This window comes from Gilvibacter sediminis, assembly GCF_028561565.1.
Lineage (GTDB): Bacteria > Bacteroidota > Bacteroidia > Flavobacteriales > Flavobacteriaceae > Gilvibacter > Gilvibacter sediminis.
The window spans coordinates 83,663-107,892 of the sequence record NZ_JAQQTE010000023.1 but is presented as its reverse complement, the minus strand read 5'-3'; the positions used below and the strand labels follow the sequence as shown (position 1 = coordinate 107,892).

The following is a 24,230-nucleotide window of genomic DNA, read 5'->3' as shown; positions in this document are numbered from 1 at the left end:
ATGGAAGAGAAGGAAGTATTGGTTAAAGTTGAGGGCGTTAGTAAAAAGTTCAGCAAGGACTTAAAAACTGGGCTGAAGTACGGTTTGACAGATCTATTTACCAATGTGTTAGGGGGCGGAAAGCCTGATAAGCTTAGACCCAAAGAGTTTTGGGCAGTTCAAGACATCAGCTTTGAACTAAGACGCGGCGAGTGTCTTGGTCTCATAGGACATAATGGTGCGGGTAAATCAACTTTGCTAAAAATGTTGAACGGACTCATCCGGCCAGACGTAGGTAAAATAACCATGAAAGGCCGAATAGGGGCTTTGATAGAGCTCGGCGCCGGATTCAACAACATTCTAACGGGTCGTGAAAACATTTATAATAACGGTGCAGTACTTGGCTTGACCAAAGAAGAAATAGATTCTAAACTGGAAGAGATCATCAGTTTTGCGGAACTGCATGAGTTTATTGATATGCCGGTTCAGCACTACAGTTCAGGGATGAAAGTTAGATTAGGCTTTGCCGTTGCTGCACAAATGAATCCCGATGTACTCATTATTGATGAAGTCTTGGCCGTTGGGGACCTTGGGTTTGTTTTAAAGTGCTTTAAAACTATTGATTCCATCTTACCCAACACAGCCATAGTTTTTGTTTCTCATTCCATGCCGATGGTGTCCAGGATATGTAACCATGTGATCCTGATGGATGGTGGAAAATCAATTTTTCAAGGGACAGCTGTTTCTAAGGCCATTGATCTTTATTACGGAAAGTTTGCCAACTCAGAAAGAACTGTGGTCATGGATAGCGATTTAGTCAGCTTGGAAAAAGTTGAGATTTTAAATAATCGGGGTGATGAACTTATGCCTATCCTTAATTGGAAGGACAAACTAGAGATAGCACTCACTTTCAATATTACTGGCCTAAAGACTTATCCACAGATCAAGATTTTCATCTTTGACAAGGAGCAACGCAGTGCCGGATTACTGTACTATCAATACGAAGAAAAACAAGCACGAGACGGCGATTGGCGCGTGGTAATATCTCATGAAAATTTACAATTCTCTAAAGGAGTATATAACTTTAGTGTAGTGTTGTTTGAATCCTATGATTCTCAGCCTTTATACCGAATCAATTCCGCGCAAAATTTTCAAGTGGTACACGATGTAGATTCTTGGACTCCTCTTTTACTCGAGGCTCAAATTGACTATGAGAATAATTAGACGCAAAAAACCATTAGTTGCTATTGTCATCGCGCTAAATGATCTAGAAACCTTTCACGGGGGTTCTCGCAACGGGATCAAAGGTGAAATTGGTTATTTCGATCAGTTTTTAATACTCTATCAAAGCGTCAAAGACAATTGGAGGGGTAAATACTTTGATCATCAGTTCTACTTATTACACTCCATACCATTCAGTGAAGAAAAGATGGCAATACTCAGGAAAACTGATGTAAAGGTCATGCAGGTGGAGTACCCAGATCACCCAACCAAAATAAGACCCATGTGTTATAGGGTTGATATTGCGTGTGATTATAGACTGGTACTTGATGTAGACATGTACGCTTTAAAAGAGCCGAAATTTAATTTCAAATACGATGCCCAAGCCGCTTATGGCGGGAACAAATACAACAAAGAGCAATGGTCAGATATCTGTGACTACTTAAACGCGAAATTGCCTGAAGAAGCCTGTATAAAGAAGGAGCCTGGAAGCTATACCAGCTGGTCTTATGAAGAACATAACTTATATCAACTGGGAAAGTTCAAAAAACGACAATTTCCCTATTTCAATAATGGAGCAATCCTTGTGAGTAATGATCTGTCCAAAAACCTTGTCGATACTTGGGAAGCCTACAGGAGAGATTACACCCTTTACGTCAAAGATCGGTTTGATCATGACATAGACCAAGAAGGACAAGATGTAATGGGCTTGGCAATCGCCAATGTCACATCTAATTGGAATCACTTCCCTCGAGGATTTAATTTTGTTTTACAAGAGCGTTTTGTCATCGCGAAAAAACTAGTACATATTTTTAAGGGTGAACTAACTTTGCTACATTACATACAGATTACAGAAAAGAACAAATTTTACGGCCTTATCAAGGACATGCACACATTTATCCGCCAACAGTATTATGATTAATGTTACTAAGACTTTTTTACCGCCACAAAGTGTTTACGGCGCCATTTTGGAAAGGGCTTGGAAAACAGGTTGGATTACCAATAGAGGTGAGCTGGTAAGGGAATTAGAGACCCGTTTAAAAGACTATCTAGGCCTCGACCATATAATTGCAATGACCAACGGTACGCTGCCATTGCAAATTGCCATTAAGGGAATGGGGTTACAGGGGGAGATTATAACCACTCCATTTAGTTATGTTGCAACCACTTCTAGCATAGTCTGGGAAGGTTGTACTCCTGTTTTTGTAGACATTGATAAAACGTATTTGACCATTGATGAAAGTTTGATTGAAGCTGCTATTACACCAAAAACGACAGCTATTTTGGCTACCCATGTTTTTGGGAATCCCTGTAATGTAGAGGTCATTGCAACTTTAGCTAAAAAACACAACCTAAAGGTGATCTATGATGCTGCACATTGTTTTGGGGTACGCTATAAAGGGCAATCTATCTTAAAATTTGGAGATGCGTCAACTCTTAGTTTCCATGCCACCAAGCTATTCCACACTGGAGAAGGAGGGGCATTGATTTCAAATGAGAAAGATCTCCATGAAACCTTGTATTATCATCACAACTTTGGCCACAAGGGTAAAGAAGACTTTCAAGGCTTGGGAATCAATGCCAAAATGAGTGAATTACAAGCAGCTATGGGCTTGGCCGTATTGGATTATATCCCGGAAAATATTGAAAAGCGAAGTAAGATCATTCAGCTTTATAAAGAAAAACTAGAAGCCGTTAGCTTTATTGAGATACGACCGGGAACCGAATGGAATAATGCTTACTTTCCTGTAATTTTTGAATCTGAGGCTTTATTGCTGAAGGTTTTGGAAGCACTCAAAGCGGCTGAGATTTTCCCGAGAAGATATTTTAACCCGAGTCTAGAGGATTTGCCTTACATAGATTCAAATAACTGCCCTATTTCTAGAGACATTGCAAGCAGAATTGCTTGTTTGCCTATTTATGAAAGCTTGTCAATTGCTGAGGTAGAAGACATTTGCAACCGAATAAATGCGGCTCTATGAATCTGGTTGTAATGCAGCCTTACTTATTTCCTTATATAGGGTATTTCCATCTTGTGACCGCGGCAGATACCTTTGTTATCTACGACGATGTTAGCTTCATAAAAGGCGGTTGGATACACCGTAATCGAATTCTAGTATCGGGTACAGAGCATTTATTTTCGGTGCCTTTAAAAAAAGCCAGCTCTTTCGTGCCGATCAATGAAACCATGATCAATATAGAGCACTTTGAAACTTGGAGGCAAAAATTTTTAAAGACAGTAGAACAGGCCTATGCCAAGGCACCTTATTTTGACCCCGTGTTTCAATTGATAACTAATGTCCTCGCTTCTGAAAATTTGAATGACATCGGAACAATGGCCACTGCGAGTTTAAAGGAAGTAGCTTCTTATTTAAATCTCGATATCAATTGGAAGCAAAGTAGTATTGACTTTACCCACAATAAGGATGCTGAGCGCACCGAGCGATTGATCTCTATTGCGAATGTATTGGGAGCCAAAACATATATCAATTCACCTGGTGGACGTTCACTTTATAAGCAAGCTGATTTTGCGCAACATGATGTTTCACTCAAGTTTATTGATTCAAGTACAGTTTCTTACAAGCAGTTTGATAATGACTTTACGCCTAATCTCTCGATTATTGATGTGCTAATGTTCAATAGCAAGGAAGAAACTCGAGCGCATTTAAATAAATACAAACTAGTGGATTAGTGGAGTCAGTAACAAAACATAGTGTTCTATGATTATTTCTGTAATGCAACCTTATCTGTTTCCTTATCTGGGGTATTACCAGATGATTGCCGCAAGCGATGTTTTTGTGAGCTACACGACTGTAGACTATATACAGCGAGGGTGGATAAATCGCAACAGAATTCTCAAAAACGGAAAACCGGTTTATTTCACAGCGCCAGTTGTAAAAACTCCCTTAGGCACCCTTATTAATGAAGTTGAGTTGGTTGATTATGCGCGCTTCCGAACCTCTTTTTTAGATTCTATCAAGCAAGCATATAAAAAAGCTCCTCATGGCAAATGGTTAATCCAAGAATTGGAAGATTTTTTAGCCTCCGTCGATCCAAAATATATTTATGAATTGGCAACGGCCAGTTTAGTCTGGAGCTGCAAACTGTTGGGAATAAATACAGAAATTGTACTTGCTCATAATTTAAAGGGTATGCAAGGAGATTCTAAAGAAGAAAAACTTGCCTATGTAATTGAGGCAACAGCGGCCAAAACTTTACTCTTGCCACCTTCTAGTATAAAATTATACAGAGATTGGGAATCTGCTGCGAACAAGCGTTTTTTGGCTTTGCCCGATTTCATATATCCTCAATTGGCGGATGAATATCATCCTTACTTGTCCATTTTAGATACCTTAGCCTCCGTCGGACCAGAGCAAACGATTAAGGCAATTAATTCTCCAAGTTGGCAATGAAAAATGTAATAGGAATACAAGGAGTACCAAGATCTGGGACTTCGTGGTTGGCGCAGATATTTAACTCGTCTCCTGCGGTTGCTTTACGATTTCAGCCTTTGTTCTCCTATGCCTTTAAAGACAAGTTAGACCTCAACTCAACAGAAGAAGAGATTGCAAATTTTTTCAGTGATATTACGAATACCGAAGATGCATTCGTCAATATGCGGGATCCCGATATCCATAAAGGATACCCAAAATTTGAAAAGAATGCACAGCCCAGTCATTTAGTTTTCAAACATGTGCGATACAATCATTTGTTGCATCATTTAATGAAAACTAATTCAGATCTTAAACTGATTCTCATTGTAAGAAATCCTAAAGCAGTTCTAGCTTCTTGGTATAAAGCACCACGTGAATTCAATCCAGCGTGGAATTTAAAGGAGCAATGGCAGCACGCAAAACTCAAAAACCAGGGCCGTCCGGAAGAGTTTTTTGGCTATGATAAATGGAAAGAAGCTACCCGAATATTCCTTGAGCTGAAGCAATTATTTCCCGCGAGAATAGCTTTGATTCGTTATAAAGATCTTTTGTTAGATCCCCTGCAGATGGCGGTAGATCTTTTTGAATTTGCTGAGTTACCTTTAGAAGAACAGACCATTGAGTTTATTGCGGAAAGTACCAGCACCACGATTAAAGGCGTTAATTCGGTTTACCGGGTAAAAGCGCCAGAAGATAATAATTGGATGCAGGTATTGCCCACGGAGATGATTGAAGCCATAGATAAGGATAGTCAGCTGCAGACCGCTTTAAAATCATTCTATGAATAGGCCAATGGTTAGTGTAATTGTGGTTACTTACAATCACGAGAGTTATATAGGCCAGTGTTTGGAAGGTATTCTGTCCCAGAAGACGAATTTTCCAATAGAGATTATACTCGGTGAAGATCAGAGTACGGATGGTACACGTAAGGTCTGTCAAAAATATGCGGAAGAATATCCAGATATAATTCGTTTGTTTTTAAGGGATCGAAAAGATGTTATCTACATCAACGGCAACCCAACAGGACGTTTTAATTTTATTGAAAATCTTAAAGAAAGTAAAGGCAAGTACATTGCCTTATGCGACGGGGATGATTATTGGACGGATCCGCTCAAACTCCAAAAACAAGTCGATTTTCTAGAATCAAATACAGATTACGCAATTTGTTTCCACGAGGCTAAGATTCAATGGGAACAGCGAAAGAACTATACGGAGTTCTTATATAACAGTGACTTTCCATGGAATGCAATGTCTCCAGAAAAAGACGTTTACGGTATTTCTGATGTTATCAAAGGTTCCTTTATGGCGACCAATACTGTTGTTTTTAGAAAGGAACTTATGCCCGAACTTCCCAAGTGGTATGAACAAATACAAAGCGGTGATATGGCCTTGTATGCCTTGATTACAGGAAATAACAAGATCAAGTTTCTCAATGAAGTTATGGCCACCTACAGAAGGCATGAAGGTGGCGTGTCTCGGACTCACAGAACTAATGCTATACTTATCAATAGGTTGATGTTGCTTAAATATATTGATAGCTATTATAAGGGCGCGTATCGCGAAATTGTTATTGGGACAGCTGCAAGCTATATAAACCAACTCCAGCATTTGAGCGCAAAGGAACTTTTGACGCTTTGGAAGTTGAAGTTGTCCAGTAAAATTTTGAAATTGGGACCAATGATCAAACTCACTCAAAAGAAAATTAAGTCCCTGTAGTTATAAGGTCTAGAAAAATTATTTCCTTAGCAAAAGTTATGAATTCGTACTGTTCTATAATCACCTCTAACTATTTTTTCTACATCAAAGCGCTTTATGATTCCTTGGCGCAATTTGGTACGGACGCGAGTTTTCATGTTTTGGTAGTCGACGAGGTGGAAACCTCTTTGTCTTATGGTAACATTGAGGTTCATACCCTCGATGAAATCAAGCAGTGCTACCCAAAAGATTACGAGCTCATTGAGAAATATGAAGTAGATAGAGCGAGTAATCTGCGCTGGGCGTTAAAGCCATTATTGCTCAAGTACCTCTTTGAACAAAAGGGAAAGAACAAAGCACTTTTTTTAGATCCGGATCTCTATTTCTATCACGATCCTCGATTCCTGTTTGAACTCTTAGATCAAAAGAATGTCATCCTAACACCTCATTGGCGTTCCAGTGACCCTGTTGCGGACCCAGTAAATTTTGATTGGCTTTTTATGGGAGGTATTTACAATGCAGGTTTCTTCGGATGTAATTCAGAATCCACACACGTTTTAGACTGGTGGTTAAGGGCGTGTGCTTATAAAATGAGCAAGGAAGATGGATTTTACGTAGATCAAGTCTATCTGAACCTGATGCCGATTTATTTTCAGGACGATGTCATGCAGATCAATCACAAAGGCTGTAATGTCTCCAATTGGAACACTGTAGAATGTGAACGGAGTTTGAATGATGGGACTGTTGTGATCAACAATACCTACCCGGTTGTCTTTATACACTTTACCAACGGAACTATAAAGAGAATTGCCACTGGAGATGACACGCTGTTAAAACCTTTATTGGCGACTTATAGAGCGAGCTTAACCAAGCACAATCCGGACTTTAAGTTCAAGTATGAAACTGCAGTATTATCGCCTGCAGCAAAACCCAAAAGTTCCATGATTAAACGTTGGTTTAAATAGCAATGGAGAATCAGTTTGTCAACATATCACTGAATAAAAACACCTTAGATCGTTATTGGGTGCGCAGCAGTATTTTCAAAGCGATCAAATCTGCCGCTCCCAGATTTAAGGGAGAATTGCTAGATGCCGGTTGTGGGCAGATGCCTTATCGGGAATTCCTAAATAACAATTCACAGATCACTAAGTATGTCGGTTTGGATATAGAAGCAGCGATCAATTATAACGATGCTGTAAAACCAGACCTGACCTGGGACGGTGTAAAAATGCCCATAGCAGACCGCAGTTATGATACGGTTATTGCTACAGAAGTATTGGAACACTGCCCCGATCCCATGGGGTATTTGGCTGAGGTTTATCGGGTTTTAAAGCCTGGGGGGGTCTTCTTTTTTACGGTGCCCTTCCTCTGGCCTTTGCACGAGGTTCCTCATGATGCCTACAGGTATACGCCATTTACCTTAGAACGTATGTTTAAACAAACTGGTTTTTCAGAGATTGAGATCAAGTCTTTGGGTGGATACAATGCGGCTTTGGCTTCTATGATCGGGCTTTGGCTCAAGCGTCACTTAAGAGATTCTTGGAAAAAACGCATTTTGACGCGTATTGGTCTGTTTTGCATGAGATGGTTACTCAAGCGCGATGTAGCGCCCACCCAATGGAAAGAGAGTACCATGAGCACTGGTTTTTATGGTATTTTAGTCAAATAGATCGCAGCAGTTTATGAACATCGCTATATTTAGTCCCAATCAGAATCCGTATTCAGAGACCTTTATACAGGCCCACAAGAATAATTTAGCGGGTAAGATTTTCTATTATTATGGCAATGGCTGGGGCAATATCACTTTAGAACAAGGCAATAAAAAATTCAATCAACTCAGCACTGCCCAAAAGATCGCTGTAAAACTCACAGGATCTTCGGTGACCCATTTTCAAAAGCAGAATTTGGTGAACTCGCTCAAGCAGCATAAAATAGACGCAGCTTTGATTGAGTACGGGCAACATGCTCATTGGTTACGAGAAGTACTCGCACAGGCAGAAATACCTTACGCGGTGCACTTTCACGGTCATGACGCTACGGAGCATCGCATTTTAAAGAACACAGGCAATTATTCTGAGGTCTTTAAGCGAGCGGATAAGATCATTGCTGTTTCTCAGTTTATGAAACAACACCTTTTGGATTTAGGCTGCCCACAGCAGAAATTGCTTTACAATGTTTACGGTCCTAGGCCAGAATTCGCTGAAATTAAACCTACGCTCACTTCTCAAAAGTTTATTAGTGTGGGGCGTTTCACTAACAAGAAGGCACCTTATTACACCCTTTTGGCCTTTTCTAAGATCGCAGCCGAATTTCCAAAGTCAGAATTGGTTTTTGCCGGAGATGGTCAGCTTTTTGAAACCTGCGTGAACCTCACTAAACAGTTGAACTTAGAAAAACAAGTACGCTTTATGGGAGTGGCCAATGCCGATCAACTCAAAGAAGAACTAAGCAGTGCACTTGCCTACGTACAGCACTCTATAACAGCTGAAAATGGTGATATGGAAGGCACACCGCTTTCCATCTTAGAAGCGAGTTCTGCCGGCTTGCCTGTTGTGAGTACTTTTCACGCGGGTATTCCAGACGTGATTCTAGACCAGAAAACGGGGCTTTTGTGCCAGGAACACGATGTGGAAGCTATGGCGGCTAACATGAAACGTCTCCTGTCCGAGCCTGGTTTGGCTCAGGAGCTCGGCGCAAACGCAAGAAAGCACATTGCAGAAAATTACACTTTAAAAAGGCATATTTCGACCCTAGATTCGGTTTTAGCCGATATCGCTAAATCTTAATACCGTGGTCTCTCAAGTAAGCATAGTAATACCTATTTACAACAATTCAGCTACTCTGGGAGAAACTCTTGATAGCCTTTTAGCCCAAACTAATAAAGCTTGGACGTGCATTCTAGTTGATGACGGCAGTACGGACTCAAGTATTGAAGTTGCGACTAACTACTGCCAAAAAGATGATCGATTTAAACTACTCAAACGCGAGGAGGTTGATCCAAAGCTCCCTAAAGGGGCGAATAGTTGTCGAAATATAGGTTTGGAGCGGGCCAGTACGCCTTTTGTTATCTTTTTAGATGCCGATGATCTTTTGCTAGCAGATTCCTTAAGAGATCGTTTGAATGCTTTTGAGAAGCACCCAGAGTATGACGCTTTGGTTTTCTCATTCCGCACGCTATCAGAAGTAGGAGTTGCTGAATCCATCAGTAATTATGACCCAGACCACGAGAGTGAATTGGAGTATTTAAAAGCATTTTTGAGCTATCGAATTCCATGGCAAACCAGCTGCCCCATTTGGAAGCGTGAGTTTATTTTATCTCAGGGAGGATTTGATCTCAATTTTAGACGCTTTCAGGATGTAGAATTTCACAGTCGAATGCTTCTAAACGGAGCGAAAGTGAAACGAGTGCATCAAGATGATCTGCGGTATCGCATCAATACAAAGGAGTCTAAGTATCAGAGATCCGATTTTTTAAAAGTGATCACTGAGGCCATAAATGCATACCTGCTCAAGTTTGGCAAAGCTCAAGTGGATGGGATCATGAGTAGAACAGAGCGTTTACCTTATTTGAGAAAAATGTCTCTTAGACTTATAGATACCTTCCTTTTGCCGCAGGGAGAATGGGAGCTAATTCAGCAGACCGTGCAAACATCAAAAAGATCGGGAATTTTCAGTGCTTCACAGGCAAGAGCAACCAAGATCTATTGCTGGATGCAACGCACTAAAAAATACAAACAGAAAGGCTTTGGCATGTACCGACTCTACAGTTGGAGCAGAAGCGTTTCTGGTTTAAAAACGGAGGTGTCATGAGTTTAAAGGTCCTCTTTTTTCTCAAGGAATTTCCGAAGTTCTCGGAGACCTTCATACGCGATCAAATCGCAGCCTTGATCCGGGAAGGCCATGAGGTTCATATATACACCTTAAAGCGCAATGGGGGACAATTGGACGCCCTAAAGGGTTTGGAAGATCTCCAGCTTTTTGAAAAGACACAAAGCCCGGGGACCTTATTGCCTGCGTCAAAGAAAAAGCGGTTTAAAGCCATCCGCAATAAACTAAAACGCGCTGCAAATAAAAGTCATAAAAAGGCCTTGAGACGCAGTCTTAACGTGTTTAATTTTGGAAGATCTGCTGTTAACGGCAGGCTCTTCTTTTTGTTGGATTACCTCCATGAGAACCAGATCAACGTAATCCATGCGCACTACGGAACCATGGGAGAACAGGCAGCCCAACTAAAGGCCTGTGGGTTTCAAGGAAAGTTCTTCTGTACCTTTCACGGCTTTGATCTCCGAGGTGGCTTGGCAGGTAAATCAAGTTTTAAGTTTCCGCTCTTAAAATTATATGCCGACGGTATCTTCGCGATCTCTCATTACAGTGAAAAGCAGCTTTTGAGTATGGGCTTTTCAAAGTCTCAGTTGTATTATTTACCCAACGGGATCGCTCTGAATCCATCCGCGGAAATTAAAATCCCTCAAAACACTGTAAAGTTTCTCAGTGTAGGACGTTTAGTTCCAGAAAAGGACTATCCAACGGCCTTTAAAGCACTCGCTGCCTTTCAAAAAAGAAATCCAGAGCTGGAATGGAAATACACTGTAGTTGGGCAGGGAGAATTGGCTCAAGAATTAAAGCAGTTGGTACAAGATCTCGAATTGAGCAGTCGTGTAGAATTTACCGGTGCGCTACCTTCTGAGAAGGTTAAAATGGCTTATTTGCAAGCTGATCTCTTTTTGCTTTCCAGTAAAGTCGAGGTACTTCCAACAGTTCTTTTAGAAGCTCTAAATGCAGGTCTTTGTTGTCTGTCCACGCGCGTTGGCGCGGTGGAAGAGATTTTGGGTGCCGATGGCTACATTTGTCCGGCGCAACAACCGGAGTCCTTTTGTGCCGAAATAGAAAAGGCACTAGCTGAAAGGGAGCAATGGCCTCAAAAGCTTCAAAAACAGCAACAGCATCTGGTCAATACGTATGATAAGGCTAAAGTTGTGAAACAGTTGATCGCCTATTATTCAGGGTAATTCCAAGGCAATTCTCGTCCCAATAATTCTTTTAATCTTTGGTTTGGTGCTTTAAAGTGCGCCTCGAGTTCCGCGCGAAGGCTAGCGTTCAGTTTGGGATAACCGCTTTGCTGTCCTTCAAAATTGAGTTTTTGAATCATTTTGTCAAGTTTCCAACTGCGCGTGAGTCCCAACTTGTTGGAATAGTACAAGAGGTTCGGATATTTGGGTAAAACGGTCTTGTTTCGGTACTCCTGATTAAAACTGAATCCCTCGGCATCCGTTCCTAAAAAGGCAAAGAGTTCATGGAGTATATGCTGCTGGTCAAAAGGACGGATCAGCTCGTCTAAAAACAAAACAAATTGCTGCTTCATGGGGAAGTACTCCAAGTAATTTTCCAATTGAACGGCGTAGTTAGAATGGGCCAAATAACCATAACGAATGTCTTTGGAGGCCCGTTTTTGCTCTGCTTTTAAAGCCTGCTTAAAACTCAAATTTTCCCAGCCCATCTTGAGTTCGTGTAGGTAGTTTGAATAAGCGCGATCTACAGGATCTCTCAGCACCCAAATGATTTTCATCTTCGGAAAGTGTGCCGCTATTTTAGCAGGAACAAAGTCTTCTTGACCGTAGGCGGGAGACTTTTCACCAAAGATTTTCGCCTCAGGATTTTTACCTTTCTGTACGGCCTGAGCATACCAATCAAACCCCTTATTGAAATTTTGAGCGTTGTTGAAGAAATTCAACTCTTGAGCCGGCAAGTGGATCTTAGGGTGGTTGTTCAGATGAAATCTGAGGCTGGTAGAGCCCGCCTTCATGGCGCCAACAATTAAAAACTCCGGAATAGTCGTATCGCTTTTCAAGATCACTGCTAAATTGTTGGCAAGTTAATTATAATTTGTCCGCCTTCCATGGCTGTTGATTTTGAGAAGTGATATCTTAGCGTAACCACAAAAAAAGGAGTGCATGTCTACCAGCGGTCTGGTTTCCATTATTATTCCTGTATACAATCGGGCAGAACTCATTATCCCGACCTTGACGAGTATTGCCAAGCAAAGCTATTCGCAATGGGAATGCTGTATAGTGGATGACGGCAGCACTGATGATACCTATGCGGCCATTGAGCATCTTACCGAAGATGAACCTCGATTTAAATTGTTTGCACGCCCTAAGGATTTACCCAAAGGAGCCAACAGCTGCAGAAATTATGGTTTTGAGCAATCCCAAGGTGAGTTTGTGATCTTTTTTGACAGTGATGATTTAATGTTAGAAGAGGATCTAGCCATGCGCTTGGATTGTATGGAGGATAAGGATATCGTTGTTGCCAGAGCTCAAGTTGTGGATGAAGCCCTGAATTTGCTGCGCGAATTTAGAGTTGAAGCCTATCAAGACCTCTACAGGACTTATGCCTATACCAAAACAGAAATGGTTACCGATTCCGTGCTTTTTAGAAAGGATTTCTTGGTGGGCAAAACGCTATTTGACCCAACTGTAGTGCGTGGGCAGGAAGCGGAATTTTTCATGAGGATCTTTAGGGAAGTGCCTCTAAAAAATGTGGTTTTGATGGAAACTCCCAGTTTTCTTTACCGACAACATTCAGGCACTAAAACGGCGGCCGCGAAAAACTACAGACAGGACTACAAGCAATCGCAACTCAAAATATACGCAGACAATCTAAAGTATGGTGTAGCGCAAAAGGATCCGCAGCTGGTTAAGTATATGTACAAGCAGTTGGTGCCCATTTTGTGCAGTGCTGCTGCCAATCGCGATAAGCAAACCATGAAGGCTACACTCAAGCTCCTAAACGATACTTTGGGTCAGGCCAATCCAACACTAAAAGCAACCTTAAAGCGCGTAACCGGCATTTTGTTTTTCTTTGGTAAACCGAGTTATCGTTTGGAGAGTAAACTCAGAAATGCGGCCTTGAATTTTGAACTATGAGCATTCCTAAGATCATACATTGCTGTTGGTTTGGAGGTGCTCCGTTAAGCTCCTTAGCAGAACAATGCCAAGATTCTTGGCGCGCACATGCTCCAGATTTTACCATCAAGACCTGGAATGAAGCTAATTCAGAAAAGTATCAGAACCAATTCTACAAGGACGCCATTAGAGAAGGTCAGTACGCCTTTGCGTCCGATGCGATTCGCGTTGCTGTTTTAGAAGCCGAAGGTGGAATCTATTTAGATATGGATATGCTTTTGGTCAAACCCTTGGAGTCCTTGTTAAGCAATAAATTTTTTACGGGTTATGAAGTTGAAGGCAGACCTGCTTATGGAATCTTTGGTGGAGTTGCAGGCCATCGTTTTTTTAAGGCGATGAATCATTACTACAATACGCAGCGTTTTAATCGGTATTCACCGCCAGTGATCACTCATACCTTTAAGGAGCTGATCAAACCAAATGTTTTAGCCTCAGGTGAGATCATTTACGATATTGATTATTTCTATGCCTTATCTTATGAAGATCGAGACAAGGCCTATGAGTCCTTTTTGACGGATCGATCTATCGCAGTCCATTTGTGGGATCACTCTTGGAAGCAGGCGCCTGCTCAAAGCGTCGCCTGGCTATTAGAACAATTATGGGCTGTGCACATGGACCGTTGGATGCGCGGCTATCCCAAGGCTTATTTTAAGCGTTACCGAAAGGAGTTTGCTAGAAAATTGTTTCACAAAATCAACGGGAAAGCATAGCACTAAAAGTCTTACATATCAATACGTCTTCCAGAGGTGGTGCAGGGCTTGCAGCCTTGAGAATGCAAGGAGCTTTACAGGCTCAAGGCATTCAAGCAGCCTTTCTGTCTAAAACCTTAAGTATTGACTTTTCTGGAGAGGAAGTCGACGATACTTTTTTTAGTTACAAACCGCCCGGCCTTCTCAAACGTATAACACACAAACTCAAACCCACAAGCTCAAAAGAGCAAGGCTTTCAACGACTGGTTGCTGCTCTTCAGCCACCTCTAAAGGCAGAGATCGTCACCAGTCCCGAGTCCGACCATGATCTTTTGCAACACCCTTTGGTGCAGCAGGCAGATATTATCCACTTGCATTGGGTAAATGGTATTTTGGATTATACGAGCTTTTTTGCGGCCATAAACAAGCCTGTATTTTGGACCCTTCATGATATGAATCCCTTTTTGGGTATTTTTCACTACGCTGGAGACGAGACCAGAAACAGCGGGAAAAGTGCGCATGAGCTTAATCAGTCATTTAAAGTGCTTAAGAAGGAAGCTTACTCGCAAGCTAGGGATTTGCATCTTTTATTTCCATCGTCTTGGTTGATGGATGCCGCTAAAGCAAGCGGAATCTTCCCAGCACACACCACTTACCACTTACTGGCCAACGGTATTGATCATAGACCTTATGAACGCTATACTGCTTACAGAGAAATAGGGCAAACAACTCCTTTAAAGCTGATCTATGTTTCAGATCGATTGGACAATCACAGAAAGGGTGCAGATCTTTTGCAAGCTGCTCTTTCAAAATTGTCCTTTCCTGTGGAATTGATCACCATGGGCGCCGGAACATTAGCGATTGATAACCCTAAAATTGAGCTTAGTTCACTAGGTTACATTAACAATGAATCCGACAAGATCAAAGCCATTGCCTCTGCAGATGCCCTATTGATTCCCAGCCGGGAAGACAATTTACCCAACACCATGTTAGAAGCATTAGCCGCTGGAACTCCAGTCATTGGTTTTGAGATGGGTGGTTTGGCAGAACATATTAAAAGCGGTGTGAATGGCCAGCTATCCAAAGAGATCAGCGCTGCAGGTTTGGTACGGGCCATTAAGACCTTTGAGCAACAAAAACAGCACTTTAAGCGTTCCCTAGTCAAAGCATATGCTCAGGAACATTTTGATGTAAATAATCAGGCGAAAAAGCTGGTAAATCGGTATCTTGAGCCTCAGAATAACCCCCAAAAATTACAATCACCATGAAAAAGACACTCGTACTTGGAGCCGGAGGTTTCATAGGCGGTCATTTGGTCAAACACCTAAAATCTAAAGGACACTATGTGCGTGGTGTGGATCTGGTTCCGCATGCCTACAGCGATCTGCCTGCCGATGATTTTGTGATCGGTGATCTTCGCGATCCGCAGGTCGTAGCGACCGTGGTTGATCAAGGGGTAGATGAGATCTATCAACTGGCTGCAGATATGGGTGGAGCAGGTTATATTTTTACGGGAGATAACGATGCCGACGTGATGCACAACAGCGCCTTGATCAACTTGAACGTGGCTCATGAGGCGGTTAAAAAACAGGCAGGAAAAGTATTCTATTCCTCTTCAGCCTGTATGTATCCCGAGTACAATCAGCTGGATCCCGACAATCCGAAATGCTCTGAAGAATCTGCCTACCCGGCAAATCCAGACAGTGAATACGGTTGGGAGAAATTGTTCTCAGAGCGCCTGTATCTGTCCTTCATGAGAAATTATAATTTGAATGTGCGAATCGCGCGCTTTCACAACATCTTTGGGCCAGAAGGCTCTTGGAACAACGGCAAGGAAAAGGCGCCGGCAGCCTTGTGTAGAAAGGTAGCGGAGACTGCAAGCGGTGGCGCTATTGACGTTTGGGGCGACGGTAAACAAACCCGTTCCTTTTTGTATATAGACGAGTGTATCGAGGCCGTAATGCGACTTATGGAGTCTGATTTTATTGGCCCGGTCAATATCGGATCTGAAGAAATGGTATCCATCAATCAGTTTGCGGAAATGATCATCGGTCTCTCTGGAAAAGACATCAGCATTGAAAATATTCCGGGCCCAGAAGGCGTCCGTGGGAGAAACTCAGACAATGCTTTGATCTTTGAAAAACTCGGATGGAAACCTACCCAACCACTACAAGTTGGCTTGGAAAAGACCTACAATTGGATATCGGCCAAAGTAGCGGCCAAAGAGACGGACCAATAATCCGCAGATGCAGCCCTTAGTTTCCATAATCACCATCAACTACAACAATGCCGCAGGGCTTAAGGCTACTGTGGATTCTGTGATTGCTCAAGAGTTTCGCGATTTTGAATTCGTGATCATTGATGGCGGTTCTACTGATGGAAGCCTAGCTATTATTGAAGAAAATAAGGTCCATTTTGAGCATTGGGTCAGTGAACCCGACGGCGGGATTTTTGAAGCTCAAAACAAAGGGATCGCAGCTGCTAAAGGCGAATATCTACTTTTTTTAAACAGTGGAGATTGCCTTAACGGAACTCAAGCTCTAGGAGATTTTGTAAAAGCTCCTCAGTTTAAAGGAGACATAATCTACGGAGATTATAAATATGAAACCGGTGGGAAATCCTATCCAGATGAGCTTACGCCTTTGTTCTTTTTTAAATCCTCTTTACCGCATCAAAGCACACTTTTTAGAAGTCGTGTTTTTGAGCAAATGGGAAACTATGACACCAGTTTGCGCATTGCGGCAGACCGCGCTTTTTATATCAAGTGTTTTCTTTCCAATCAGTTTAGCTTTTCACACGTACCGCAAGCATTGAGCTTTTTTGACCTCAGTGGCGTGAGCAACGATCCTAGTTTTGCAGCCAAGAAGGAGGCAGAAGATACTCAGGTTTTGAAGCAGTATTTTGGTATCTATTATGAAGATTATCAGACCTTAATGGCCTTAAATGCTGCCTTATCAGCGGCCAAACGCAATACGCCTCAGGGTATTTTAAAGCGAATCAAACGCAGACTCTTTAAATAAATGGATTCTAAGCGTCCGCTGGTCACAGCGATCATCACCACCTACAACCGTACAGATTATCTGGCAGAAGCGATTGCCAGTGTCTGTAAGCAATCCTATGATCGTTTGGAGATCTTAGTGGTGGATGACGGTTCTACAGATCAATCCGCAAAGCAAATCTGTTCACAATTTCCAGAGGTGCAATACCATTATAAAACCAATGGAGGACTTTCCAGTGCTCGGAATTATGGAGTTTCATTGGCTCAAGGCGAATTTGTTTGTTTTTTAGACGATGATGACCTGTGGAAGCCCGAGAAAGTTGAGGTTCAGCTTCAAGCCTTTAAAGCATTTCCTGAGGTGCGGTTGGTGCACAGCAGCGCAGCAGTCATCGATGCTCAAGGAAATCTGACAGGAGCTCAAATAGGCGCTTCTCCAGAAAAGGCTCACAAACGCAGCGGTCAAGTATTTTGGAACGCCTTAGGGGTTTGGGTACCCAAATCTCCAACGGTTATGATCCGCAAATCAGCATTCGCAGACGACTTGCTGTTTGATGAGAGCATCAAGGTGGGGGAGGATATTGACTTTTACCAGCGTTTCTGTTACCGCTATCCAGTTCGATACATTACGGAACCTTTGGCTTTGTACCGCGAATACGAACAAACCGATCGCTTGTCCACGCAACGCGCCAAGTATCTGGGGATCGGATTGAAAATGTTGCGCAACTTCAGTGCTATGGGTGTTGGGGGATTTACACGATGGAAAATCGCTCAGAGACTTTTGACCATGGAGCTGCGGCATTACGCTCAGGCCTATCCAGATCGTCCTTTAAAGATTCCAGCCTGGAGACGTAAAGCGTTTCCGATTGGTTGTTTAAAACAGTATTTTAGTCACTGATGAGGTTCGGATTCAATCCAAATAAAGATCAATTACAACAAGAAGCAGCGTATTCACATCAGCTGCTTATTCCTGTTTATATACCCAATCATGAGGGTTATTTTAAAGATAGCCTTGAGATCTTGAAGTGTTGTTTAACGTCCTTGGAGAAGACCGTTCACCCAAGAACATTCATCACCGTGGTAAATAACGGCAGTAGTGAAACGGTTCGGGATTATTTAGATCAGCAGTTAGCTGCAGGCAGCATACATGAGCTCATTCACAGTACCAATATTGGTAAGATCAACGCAATCCTAAAAGGGCTTGCTGGCCATGATTTTGAACTGGTCACCATTGCAGATGCAGATGTTCTGTTTTGCAGCGGATGGCAAGAAGCTACTTACGAGATCTTTAAGGCCTTCCCAAAGGTAGGAGCTGTGGCACCGCTTTCATTTCCGACCTTTTTAAAATATTATACTGCTCCAGTTTGGGCAGATCACTGGTCCAGCTCCGCTTTAAAATTTCAAGAAGTTCAAGACCCAGAGAGTCTAAAAGCTTTTGCTCACAGCATTGGTAACGAAGAGTTTTACAAGCCAGCGCATTTGGAAAAGCAATTGGTTTTGACCCGCAATGGCGTTGCTGCTGGAGTAGGTAGTGGGCATTTTGTCAATACCTACCGGGGCTCACTATTTGATCCGCTGGTAGGGAAACACAGCCCATATCAACTGGGGGGAGACAGTGAAACCCGTTTTGTAGATCAGCCTGCTATGGATGCAGACGCCTACCGTTTGTCCACCTTAAAAGGTTATGCTTTCCACATGGGAAACACCCTAGAGCCTTGGATGCATGAAAAGCTTGAAGGTTTGGAAAAGAGCACTATAGAAACTGTTGATATCCCGTGGAATAAACTTCGCGCCAAACCCCTAAGAAATTGGTGGGTAAAGTTTATTTTTAAGCTATTAACCAGAGGCCCAATTTGGAACCGCTTGCTGCGTTCCAAAGGGTTGTCTGCCAATCAACTGAGAAACTATTAAATGATCGATCCGGCAAAAACAGCTTTTGTGATTCCGGCGCGGGGTGGCTCTAAGCGTATTCCGGGTAAAAATCTGATCCCTTTTGGCGGCAAAGCTCTGATTGATCACAGCATTGCTTATGCTCAATCTCATAAACAATTAGCTCGCCATTTACTGGTTACTACGGACAGTCCTGAGATTAAAGCACATTGTGAAAACCAAAACGTGACGGTTATTGATCGTCCGGCTGATCTAGCCTCTGATACGGCGACCACGGTTTCAGCCTTGCAACATTTGGTGCAGACGGCTCCAATGGATTTAGATTGGATCATTCTGCTGCAAGCTACCAATCCATTGCGACCAGAGGGGTTGATGAAAGACGCCATAGAAACAATTAATTCCCAACAGGGAGATAGCTTGATGTGTGTCTCCACCTTTGATAAAAAATTAGGGAAGCTAACCGATGGCAAATTTGAGCCTTATAACTACCATTTGGGGCAGCGCTCCCAAGATATGGAGCCCTTGTATCGAGAGAACGGTTTGCTTTATGTCAGTCACACGGATCTGCTCAAAAAAGGAATGCTGTTAGGTCCTAAACAAACGGTTTTGATCTGTGACCATCCATTCGCCGATGCGGATATAGATACCCCAGAAGACCTCAATTTTGCCGAATTCTTACTAAAAACTTATGCCTAAAGCACCAGAAATAACCATAGCCGGCAGAAAGATCGGTCCTGAACATCCACCTTTAGTGATCGCAGAGATCGGGATCAATCATGAAGGTTCCCTTGAGGTGGCCAAAGCCATGGTAGATGCTGCTGCAGCTGCAGGAGCAGAGGTTGTAAAACACCAGACTCACATTGTGGCCGATGAAATGAGCGGCGCTGCCAAAAAAGTAATTCCGGGCAATGCAGACGTTTCCATCTATGAGATCATGGATCGTTGTTCTTTGGATGAGGAGGATGAACTCACGCTAAAAAATTATGTGGAATCCAAGGGGATGATCTTTATCTCAACGCCTTTCTCAAGAGCTGCCGCGGACAGACTCATCAAATTTGATGTTCCCGGTTTTAAGATTGGAAGTGGCGAATGCAACAACTATCCGCTACTGGAACATATTGCTTCTTTTGGCAAGCCAGTGATCTTAAGCACGGGCATGAATACCATTGAAAATGTAGCCAAAGCCGTGGCTATTTTTGATAAGTACGGGGTGGAAGTTGCACTATTACACACCACCAATCTGTATCCTACACCAACGCATTTGGTGCGCTTGGGCGCCATGACCCAATTGCACGAGGCTTTTCCAGACAAGGTTTTTGGCCTGTCTGACCACACCCTGAACAATAATGCTTGTTTAGCGGCGGTGGCTTTGGGAGGCTCCATTTTAGAAAGACATTTTACCGATCATATGGATCGCCCCGGCCCAGACATAGTTTGCAGTATGGATCAGCAGGCTTGTAAGGAGCTTATTGAAGGGAGTCATGAAATTTGGCAAATGCGCGGAGGTGAGAAAAAGCCTGCTGCAGAAGAGCAAGTGACCATTGATTTTGCCTTCGCCACAGTATGTACCATTGCTCCTGTAGCAAAGGGAGAAGCCTTTACCAAAGACAACGTATGGGTAAAACGCCCAGGGACTGGAGAGATCTTAGCAGAACAGTTCGATGAGGTTTTGACGCGCAGGGCAGCAACAGATCTGCCTGCAGACGTTCAACTTAAAAAATCTGATTTGGCCTAATGGAAAAGCGACGCATAGTTTTTCTTACCGGGACGCGTGCCGATTTTGGAAAGATCAAATCTTTGATCGCCCGAATTGAGGCACATGAGGATTTTGAGGCCTATTTGTTTGTCACCGGAATGCATTTGATGCACACCTATGGCTATACTATGATTGAGGTGGAGCGCTGTAATTTTAAACACGTTCACGCCTTTGAGAATCATACCAGTGAGACCACCATGGAGTTGACTTTAGCCAAGACCATCACCGGTTTTTCAAGCTATATTCAGGACATTCAACCGGATTTGATCGTGGTACACGGAGATCGAGTAGAAGCTTTGGCGGGAGCTATAGTAGGTTCACTCAACAACATTCTTGTGGCGCATATAGAAGGAGGTGAGATCTCTGGAACTATAGACGAATTGATCCGTCATGCGACCAGTAAGATGAGTCATATTCACTATGTCTCTCATCGAAAAGCACAACAACGTTTGCAACAAATGGGAGAGGTCGCGGAATCTATTTTTGTGATCGGTTCCCCAGATGTTGATATTATGTTTTCTGAGAGTCTGCCTGGAATGGAAGCCGTTCGATCGCATTATGAGATCGATTATGAAGACTACGGAATTGTTTTGTTCCATCCGGTGACTACAGAGTCAGAAGCCATGCACACCTATGCCAAAGCCTTTGTAGAAGGACTATTGGCCGCCGATAAAAACTTCGTGGTGATCTACCCCAATAACGATTTGGGAAGCACTGCTATTTTAAAAGCCTATGAAGCTTTTGAAGGCCGATCTAATTTTAGAGTCTTTCCATCGATTCGTTTTGAATACTTTTTGACCCTGCTGAAGCATGCCGATTTTATTATCGGGAATTCTAGTGCGGGGATACGCGAGGCGCCTTATTACGGCGTTCCAACCTTAAATGTAGGGACAAGACAGCTCAACCGCGCAGAACACGATCATATCATTGATCTGCCTTATGAGATCGAGGCTATTGCTAAAGCTTTGGCCGGACCGCTACCGCAGATTCAAGAAAGCAAACCCGTTTTTGGAAACGGGCAATCCCACGATCTTTTTATAAAAAGCTTGGAAACCGTTGCTCTTTGGGACATTGACCATCAAAAACAGTTTAAAGATACTCATGAGTAAACCTGAGGATATTGTACTCTTTGTGCCTGACGGGGTTGGGATCAGGAATTATTTGTATGCTGATGTGTTTAAGAACCGGAAGGCGAATTTGCACCTCTATCACAATTTTGATCCAGATACTTTAGACCGACTTAAATCCGAACTCAGCTTCACTTCAGATCACGAGATTCCCGCCTACAGCGAATCTATCAAAGAAAAATATTACCGAGAGCTGATCCATTATTGCCGTTTGAAGCTCAACACCGAGCGCACTGAGAATTCCACCATCATGCATTTGTGGAACAAACCCAGAAAAGGATTCAAGCAAAAGCTGTTTTATGGCTTTGTGACCTTTATGGGGAATTTTTACAGCAACTACAAGGCGGTGTTGAAATTGGAGAAGCGTTACCAGAGTGAAATCCGAAGTAATCCAATTTATCAAGAGGTGAGTGCGCAATTGGCTGCGCTAAATGCACAAACGCTGTTTTGTACCCACCAACGTGCCTTAAAAGCGCCACCGATCTTTGCCGCCGCTCAAGATTTAGGCCTAAAGACCGCTACAGTGATCTACTCTTGGGACAATATTCCGAAGGCGCGTTTGGCCTTACAGGCAGATATTTATTTGGTTTGGTCTGCCTATATGAAAGAACAGCTATTGGCTTTTTATCCAGAGCTTGACCCAGAGCAGATTAAAACCACTGGAACGCCGCAGTTTGAAGCCTATAAAGACCCGAAGAACATCATCCCAAAAGAGGTTTTCTATGAGCAGTATCGATTGGATCCAGCTAAAAAGATCATCTGCTTTAGTGGCGATGACGAGTACACCTCGCCTTATGACCCAACTTATTTGCATGATTTTGCTGCCCAACTTCAGGAATCTGGATTGGAATCAAAGTATCAGATCTTGTTCCGCCGCTGTCCGGTCGATGTCTCTGGACGCTATGATGATGTCGTAGCCAAGTTTGAAGGATTGATCATAGAAGCACCGCCGCTTTGGAACTTCAACAGCAATGTTTGGTCTGCGGTTTATCCAACTCAGGACGATGTGAAACTATTGGTCAGTGTTGCCCATTATTCAGATATGGTGGTCAATCTGGGCTCTACCATGGCCTTTGATTTTGGTATGTTTGGCAAGCCTTGTATTTATATCAATTACGATCCTCCAAAGGCTACAGGCTGGTCGGTGAATATGATCTATAATTTTGAGCATTTTAAAAGTATGCCAGATCCTGCTGCTGTTTTTTGGTGGGAATCTCCAGAAAGCCTGCCGGAGTTGTTGCAGTCCATCCCGAGAAGAAAATCCAAGATTGGGGATTGGATGGATATTGTGATTGAAGACACAGCGGCTTCCGATAGAATTTACGAAGCCTTAATCAATGGCTGATGCTCCTTTACATATCGTATTTCTCTCTGCCGAATATCCCCTTTGGGCTTCTGGTGGTGTGGGTACTTTTATCCAAACTCTAGGACGTTCTTTAGTGGCTGCGGGACACAAGGTAAGTGTAGTAGGGCCTGGTGTTAAAAGTCATGAAGAACAGATCGAGGACCAAGGCGTAAAACTGTATCGACTTAAAAAGAATCCGTTGCCCGGTCCAAATTTCATGTACAACGCATGGGCCATGAATCAAAAGTTGAGAAAGCTCAACAAACAGCAACGTATAGACATTATTGAATCTGCAGAATTGGGACTGGCTTTGATCAGCAATTCGCATAAGGCTAAAAAGGTCATTCGTTTGCACGGCGGCCATCACTTCTTTGCGGAGGCAGAACGTCGTGGGATCAATTGGCGCAAAGGTTTGTTGGAGAAACGTTCCTTTGCCAAGGCAGATGCTTTTATCGCTGGCACCAACTACGTTCGCGCTCATACTGGGAAATACTTGAGTTATCACAATGCAGCGATGGCGTTGATACCCTATCCATTGCAAACAGATGTCGCCTTAACAGAGACTTCAATTGATCCAAACCTGATTTTATTTGCCGGAACCGTTTGTGAGAAAAAAGGCGTTCGAGAGCTTATTCAGGCGTTTTCTATTATTGCTCCAGAGTTTCCATCATTGCGCTTGGAGCTTTACGGCAGAGATTGGTTTTATCCGGACGGACGTTCTTATATAGAAACCATTCAAAAAGAACTTGCAGAGGCTCCTTTTGAACGCATTCATTTCAAGGGTGCGGTTTCTAGAGATATTTTGGATGCACACTATTCCCAGGCAGCAGTTTGCGTATTTCCCTCACATATGGAAACCCAAGGTTTGGTATCTTTAGAGGCCATGTTATTGGAGAAGCCGGTGATCTTTTCTCAATACGGTCCAGGCCCTGAGACTATAAAACATCAAGAAGACGGTTTGTTGGTGGATGTATACCAACCAGAAGACATTGCCGATAAGATCCGATGGGTTTTGAATCATCCTGAGCAGGCAGAAACTCTAGGCAAGCGCGCACGGCAAGCGGTAAAAGAGCGCTTCGATCTACAAAAGGTCACTGCACAAAATGTTGCATTTTATCGTTCTATACAATAGTG

The 24,230-nt window shown here is 42.9% G+C and carries 25 protein-coding genes; 24 read left to right on the top strand and 1 reads right to left on the bottom strand.

Going from position 1 to position 24,230, the window contains the following annotated elements; translation table 11 throughout:
• From POW22_RS14725 to POW22_RS14670, 12 genes are read left to right on the top strand one after another with little or no spacing between them, the layout of a single operon-like run.
• Positions 1-1,203, top strand: coding sequence for an ABC transporter ATP-binding protein (locus POW22_RS14725; protein WP_272833527.1), 1,203 nt, complete (start codon positions 1-3; stop codon positions 1,201-1,203).
• Positions 1,190-2,122: a hypothetical protein gene (locus POW22_RS14720; protein WP_272833526.1), complete on the top strand. Its 933-nt coding sequence runs from the start codon at positions 1,190-1,192 to the stop codon at positions 2,120-2,122. The genes POW22_RS14725 and POW22_RS14720 overlap by 14 nt, the downstream gene beginning before the upstream one ends.
• The gene (locus POW22_RS14715; protein WP_272833525.1) at positions 2,115-3,182 is read left to right on the top strand and encodes a DegT/DnrJ/EryC1/StrS family aminotransferase; all 1,068 of its coding nucleotides are present in this window, start codon (positions 2,115-2,117) and stop codon (positions 3,180-3,182) included. The genes POW22_RS14720 and POW22_RS14715 overlap by 8 nt, the downstream gene beginning before the upstream one ends.
• A complete protein-coding gene (locus tag POW22_RS14710; RefSeq protein ID WP_272833524.1) occupies positions 3,179-3,892 on the top strand; it encodes a WbqC family protein in 714 nt (237 codons plus the stop codon). The genes POW22_RS14715 and POW22_RS14710 overlap by 4 nt, the downstream gene beginning before the upstream one ends.
• A 28-nt stretch (positions 3,893-3,920) precedes the next feature.
• A complete protein-coding gene (locus tag POW22_RS14705; protein ID WP_272833523.1) occupies positions 3,921-4,613 on the top strand; it encodes a WbqC family protein in 693 nt (230 codons plus the stop codon).
• The gene (locus tag POW22_RS14700) at positions 4,610-5,422 is read left to right on the top strand and encodes a sulfotransferase domain-containing protein (RefSeq protein WP_272833663.1); all 813 of its coding nucleotides are present in this window, start codon (positions 4,610-4,612) and stop codon (positions 5,420-5,422) included. The genes POW22_RS14705 and POW22_RS14700 overlap by 4 nt, the downstream gene beginning before the upstream one ends.
• Positions 5,415-6,350: a glycosyltransferase gene (locus tag POW22_RS14695; RefSeq protein WP_272833522.1), complete on the top strand. Its 936-nt coding sequence runs from the start codon at positions 5,415-5,417 to the stop codon at positions 6,348-6,350. The genes POW22_RS14700 and POW22_RS14695 overlap by 8 nt, the downstream gene beginning before the upstream one ends.
• Before the next feature lie 38 nt (positions 6,351-6,388).
• Positions 6,389-7,294 carry a hypothetical protein gene (locus POW22_RS14690; RefSeq protein ID WP_272833521.1) on the top strand — a complete coding sequence of 302 codons (906 nt, stop codon included), beginning with the start codon at positions 6,389-6,391 and terminating at the stop codon, positions 7,292-7,294.
• Between the two features lie 2 nt (positions 7,295-7,296).
• Complete coding sequence (locus tag POW22_RS14685) at positions 7,297-7,998, top strand: class I SAM-dependent methyltransferase (RefSeq protein WP_272833520.1); 702 nt, start codon at positions 7,297-7,299, stop codon at positions 7,996-7,998.
• A gap of 13 nt (positions 7,999-8,011) precedes the next feature.
• Positions 8,012-9,115 carry a glycosyltransferase family 4 protein gene (locus tag POW22_RS14680; RefSeq protein ID WP_272833519.1) on the top strand — a complete coding sequence of 368 codons (1,104 nt, stop codon included), beginning with the start codon at positions 8,012-8,014 and terminating at the stop codon, positions 9,113-9,115.
• 4 nt (positions 9,116-9,119) lie between these two features.
• On the top strand, positions 9,120-10,139 hold the full coding sequence (locus tag POW22_RS14675; RefSeq protein WP_272833518.1) for a glycosyltransferase family 2 protein: 1,020 nt from the start codon (positions 9,120-9,122) through the stop codon (positions 10,137-10,139).
• Entirely contained in the window at positions 10,136-11,338 is a 1,203-nt protein-coding gene (locus POW22_RS14670; RefSeq protein WP_272833517.1) for a glycosyltransferase family 4 protein, read from the top strand. The genes POW22_RS14675 and POW22_RS14670 overlap by 4 nt, the downstream gene beginning before the upstream one ends.
• Here POW22_RS14670 and POW22_RS14665 read toward each other — a convergent pair.
• Positions 11,326-12,183 carry a sulfotransferase family protein gene (locus POW22_RS14665; protein ID WP_272833516.1) on the bottom strand — a complete coding sequence of 286 codons (858 nt, stop codon included), beginning with the start codon at positions 12,181-12,183 and terminating at the stop codon, positions 11,326-11,328. The two genes, POW22_RS14670 and POW22_RS14665, sit on opposite strands and share 13 nt — an antisense overlap.
• A 97-nt stretch (positions 12,184-12,280) precedes the next feature.
• Here POW22_RS14665 and POW22_RS14660 point away from each other — a divergent pair, with 97 nt between their 5' ends.
• The 12 genes from POW22_RS14660 to POW22_RS14605 all read left to right on the top strand — a co-directional run bounded on the left by POW22_RS14660 (position 12,281) and on the right by POW22_RS14605 (position 24,228).
• The gene (locus tag POW22_RS14660; protein ID WP_272833515.1) at positions 12,281-13,255 is read left to right on the top strand and encodes a glycosyltransferase family 2 protein; all 975 of its coding nucleotides are present in this window, start codon (positions 12,281-12,283) and stop codon (positions 13,253-13,255) included.
• Positions 13,252-14,004, top strand: a complete 753-nt coding sequence (locus POW22_RS14655; RefSeq protein ID WP_272833514.1) for a glycosyltransferase family 32 protein — start codon at positions 13,252-13,254, stop codon at positions 14,002-14,004. The genes POW22_RS14660 and POW22_RS14655 overlap by 4 nt, the downstream gene beginning before the upstream one ends.
• Before the next feature lie 62 nt (positions 14,005-14,066).
• Complete coding sequence (locus POW22_RS14650; protein ID WP_272833513.1) at positions 14,067-15,251, top strand: glycosyltransferase; 1,185 nt, start codon at positions 14,067-14,069, stop codon at positions 15,249-15,251.
• On the top strand, positions 15,248-16,222 hold the full coding sequence (locus tag POW22_RS14645; RefSeq protein ID WP_272833512.1) for an NAD-dependent epimerase/dehydratase family protein: 975 nt from the start codon (positions 15,248-15,250) through the stop codon (positions 16,220-16,222). The genes POW22_RS14650 and POW22_RS14645 overlap by 4 nt, the downstream gene beginning before the upstream one ends.
• Positions 16,223-16,229: 7 nt before the next feature.
• Entirely contained in the window at positions 16,230-17,003 is a 774-nt protein-coding gene (locus POW22_RS14640; RefSeq protein WP_272833511.1) for a glycosyltransferase family 2 protein, read from the top strand.
• A complete protein-coding gene (locus tag POW22_RS14635) occupies positions 17,004-17,876 on the top strand; it encodes a glycosyltransferase family 2 protein (protein WP_272833510.1) in 873 nt (290 codons plus the stop codon).
• A complete protein-coding gene (locus POW22_RS14630) occupies positions 17,876-18,889 on the top strand; it encodes a glycosyltransferase (RefSeq protein WP_272833509.1) in 1,014 nt (337 codons plus the stop codon). The genes POW22_RS14635 and POW22_RS14630 overlap by 1 nt, the downstream gene beginning before the upstream one ends.
• Complete coding sequence (locus POW22_RS14625; RefSeq protein ID WP_272833508.1) at positions 18,890-19,564, top strand: acylneuraminate cytidylyltransferase family protein; 675 nt, start codon at positions 18,890-18,892, stop codon at positions 19,562-19,564.
• Positions 19,557-20,603, top strand: coding sequence for an N-acetylneuraminate synthase family protein (locus POW22_RS14620; protein WP_272833507.1), 1,047 nt, complete (start codon positions 19,557-19,559; stop codon positions 20,601-20,603). Before POW22_RS14625 ends, POW22_RS14620 begins: the two co-directional genes overlap by 8 nt.
• On the top strand, positions 20,603-21,733 hold the full coding sequence (neuC, locus tag POW22_RS14615; protein ID WP_272833506.1) for a UDP-N-acetylglucosamine 2-epimerase: 1,131 nt from the start codon (positions 20,603-20,605) through the stop codon (positions 21,731-21,733). Before POW22_RS14620 ends, neuC begins: the two co-directional genes overlap by 1 nt.
• Complete coding sequence (locus POW22_RS14610) at positions 21,726-23,096, top strand: glycosyltransferase family protein (RefSeq protein WP_272833505.1); 1,371 nt, start codon at positions 21,726-21,728, stop codon at positions 23,094-23,096. Before neuC ends, POW22_RS14610 begins: the two co-directional genes overlap by 8 nt.
• The gene (locus POW22_RS14605) at positions 23,089-24,228 is read left to right on the top strand and encodes a glycosyltransferase family 4 protein (RefSeq protein ID WP_272833504.1); all 1,140 of its coding nucleotides are present in this window, start codon (positions 23,089-23,091) and stop codon (positions 24,226-24,228) included. The genes POW22_RS14610 and POW22_RS14605 overlap by 8 nt, the downstream gene beginning before the upstream one ends.
• Positions 24,229-24,230 lie beyond the last annotated feature (2 nt).

What these genes read in the sequence shown, in the direction of transcription:
- POW22_RS14685 (WP_272833520.1), top strand. Translation starts at nt 7,297, where the DNA reads ATGGAGAATCAGTTTGTCAACATATCACTGAATAAAAACACCTTAGAT.
- POW22_RS14680 (WP_272833519.1), top strand. Translation starts at nt 8,012, where the DNA reads ATGAACATCGCTATATTTAGTCCCAATCAGAATCCGTATTCAGAGACC.
- POW22_RS14710 (WP_272833524.1), top strand. Translation starts at nt 3,179, where the DNA reads ATGAATCTGGTTGTAATGCAGCCTTACTTATTTCCTTATATAGGGTAT.
- POW22_RS14725 (WP_272833527.1), top strand. Translation starts at nt 1, where the DNA reads ATGGAAGAGAAGGAAGTATTGGTTAAAGTTGAGGGCGTTAGTAAAAAG.
- POW22_RS14720 (WP_272833526.1), top strand. Translation starts at nt 1,190, where the DNA reads ATGAGAATAATTAGACGCAAAAAACCATTAGTTGCTATTGTCATCGCG.
- neuC (WP_272833506.1), top strand. Translation starts at nt 20,603, where the DNA reads ATGGAAAAGCGACGCATAGTTTTTCTTACCGGGACGCGTGCCGATTTT.
- POW22_RS14620 (WP_272833507.1), top strand. Translation starts at nt 19,557, where the DNA reads ATGCCTAAAGCACCAGAAATAACCATAGCCGGCAGAAAGATCGGTCCT.
- POW22_RS14635 (WP_272833510.1), top strand. Translation starts at nt 17,004, where the DNA reads ATGGATTCTAAGCGTCCGCTGGTCACAGCGATCATCACCACCTACAAC.
- POW22_RS14655 (WP_272833514.1), top strand. Translation starts at nt 13,252, where the DNA reads ATGAGCATTCCTAAGATCATACATTGCTGTTGGTTTGGAGGTGCTCCG.
- POW22_RS14605 (WP_272833504.1), top strand. Translation starts at nt 23,089, where the DNA reads ATGGCTGATGCTCCTTTACATATCGTATTTCTCTCTGCCGAATATCCC.
- POW22_RS14630 (WP_272833509.1), top strand. Translation starts at nt 17,876, where the DNA reads ATGAGGTTCGGATTCAATCCAAATAAAGATCAATTACAACAAGAAGCA.
- POW22_RS14715 (WP_272833525.1), top strand. Translation starts at nt 2,115, where the DNA reads ATGATTAATGTTACTAAGACTTTTTTACCGCCACAAAGTGTTTACGGC.
- POW22_RS14640 (WP_272833511.1), top strand. Translation starts at nt 16,230, where the DNA reads ATGCAGCCCTTAGTTTCCATAATCACCATCAACTACAACAATGCCGCA.
- POW22_RS14625 (WP_272833508.1), top strand. Translation starts at nt 18,890, where the DNA reads ATGATCGATCCGGCAAAAACAGCTTTTGTGATTCCGGCGCGGGGTGGC.
- POW22_RS14650 (WP_272833513.1), top strand. Translation starts at nt 14,067, where the DNA reads ATGCAAGGAGCTTTACAGGCTCAAGGCATTCAAGCAGCCTTTCTGTCT.
- POW22_RS14690 (WP_272833521.1), top strand. Translation starts at nt 6,389, where the DNA reads ATGAATTCGTACTGTTCTATAATCACCTCTAACTATTTTTTCTACATC.
- POW22_RS14660 (WP_272833515.1), top strand. Translation starts at nt 12,281, where the DNA reads ATGTCTACCAGCGGTCTGGTTTCCATTATTATTCCTGTATACAATCGG.
- POW22_RS14670 (WP_272833517.1), top strand. Translation starts at nt 10,136, where the DNA reads ATGAGTTTAAAGGTCCTCTTTTTTCTCAAGGAATTTCCGAAGTTCTCG.
- POW22_RS14705 (WP_272833523.1), top strand. Translation starts at nt 3,921, where the DNA reads ATGATTATTTCTGTAATGCAACCTTATCTGTTTCCTTATCTGGGGTAT.
- POW22_RS14610 (WP_272833505.1), top strand. Translation starts at nt 21,726, where the DNA reads ATGAGTAAACCTGAGGATATTGTACTCTTTGTGCCTGACGGGGTTGGG.
- POW22_RS14695 (WP_272833522.1), top strand. Translation starts at nt 5,415, where the DNA reads ATGAATAGGCCAATGGTTAGTGTAATTGTGGTTACTTACAATCACGAG.
- POW22_RS14700 (WP_272833663.1), top strand. Translation starts at nt 4,610, where the DNA reads ATGAAAAATGTAATAGGAATACAAGGAGTACCAAGATCTGGGACTTCG.
- POW22_RS14645 (WP_272833512.1), top strand. Translation starts at nt 15,248, where the DNA reads ATGAAAAAGACACTCGTACTTGGAGCCGGAGGTTTCATAGGCGGTCAT.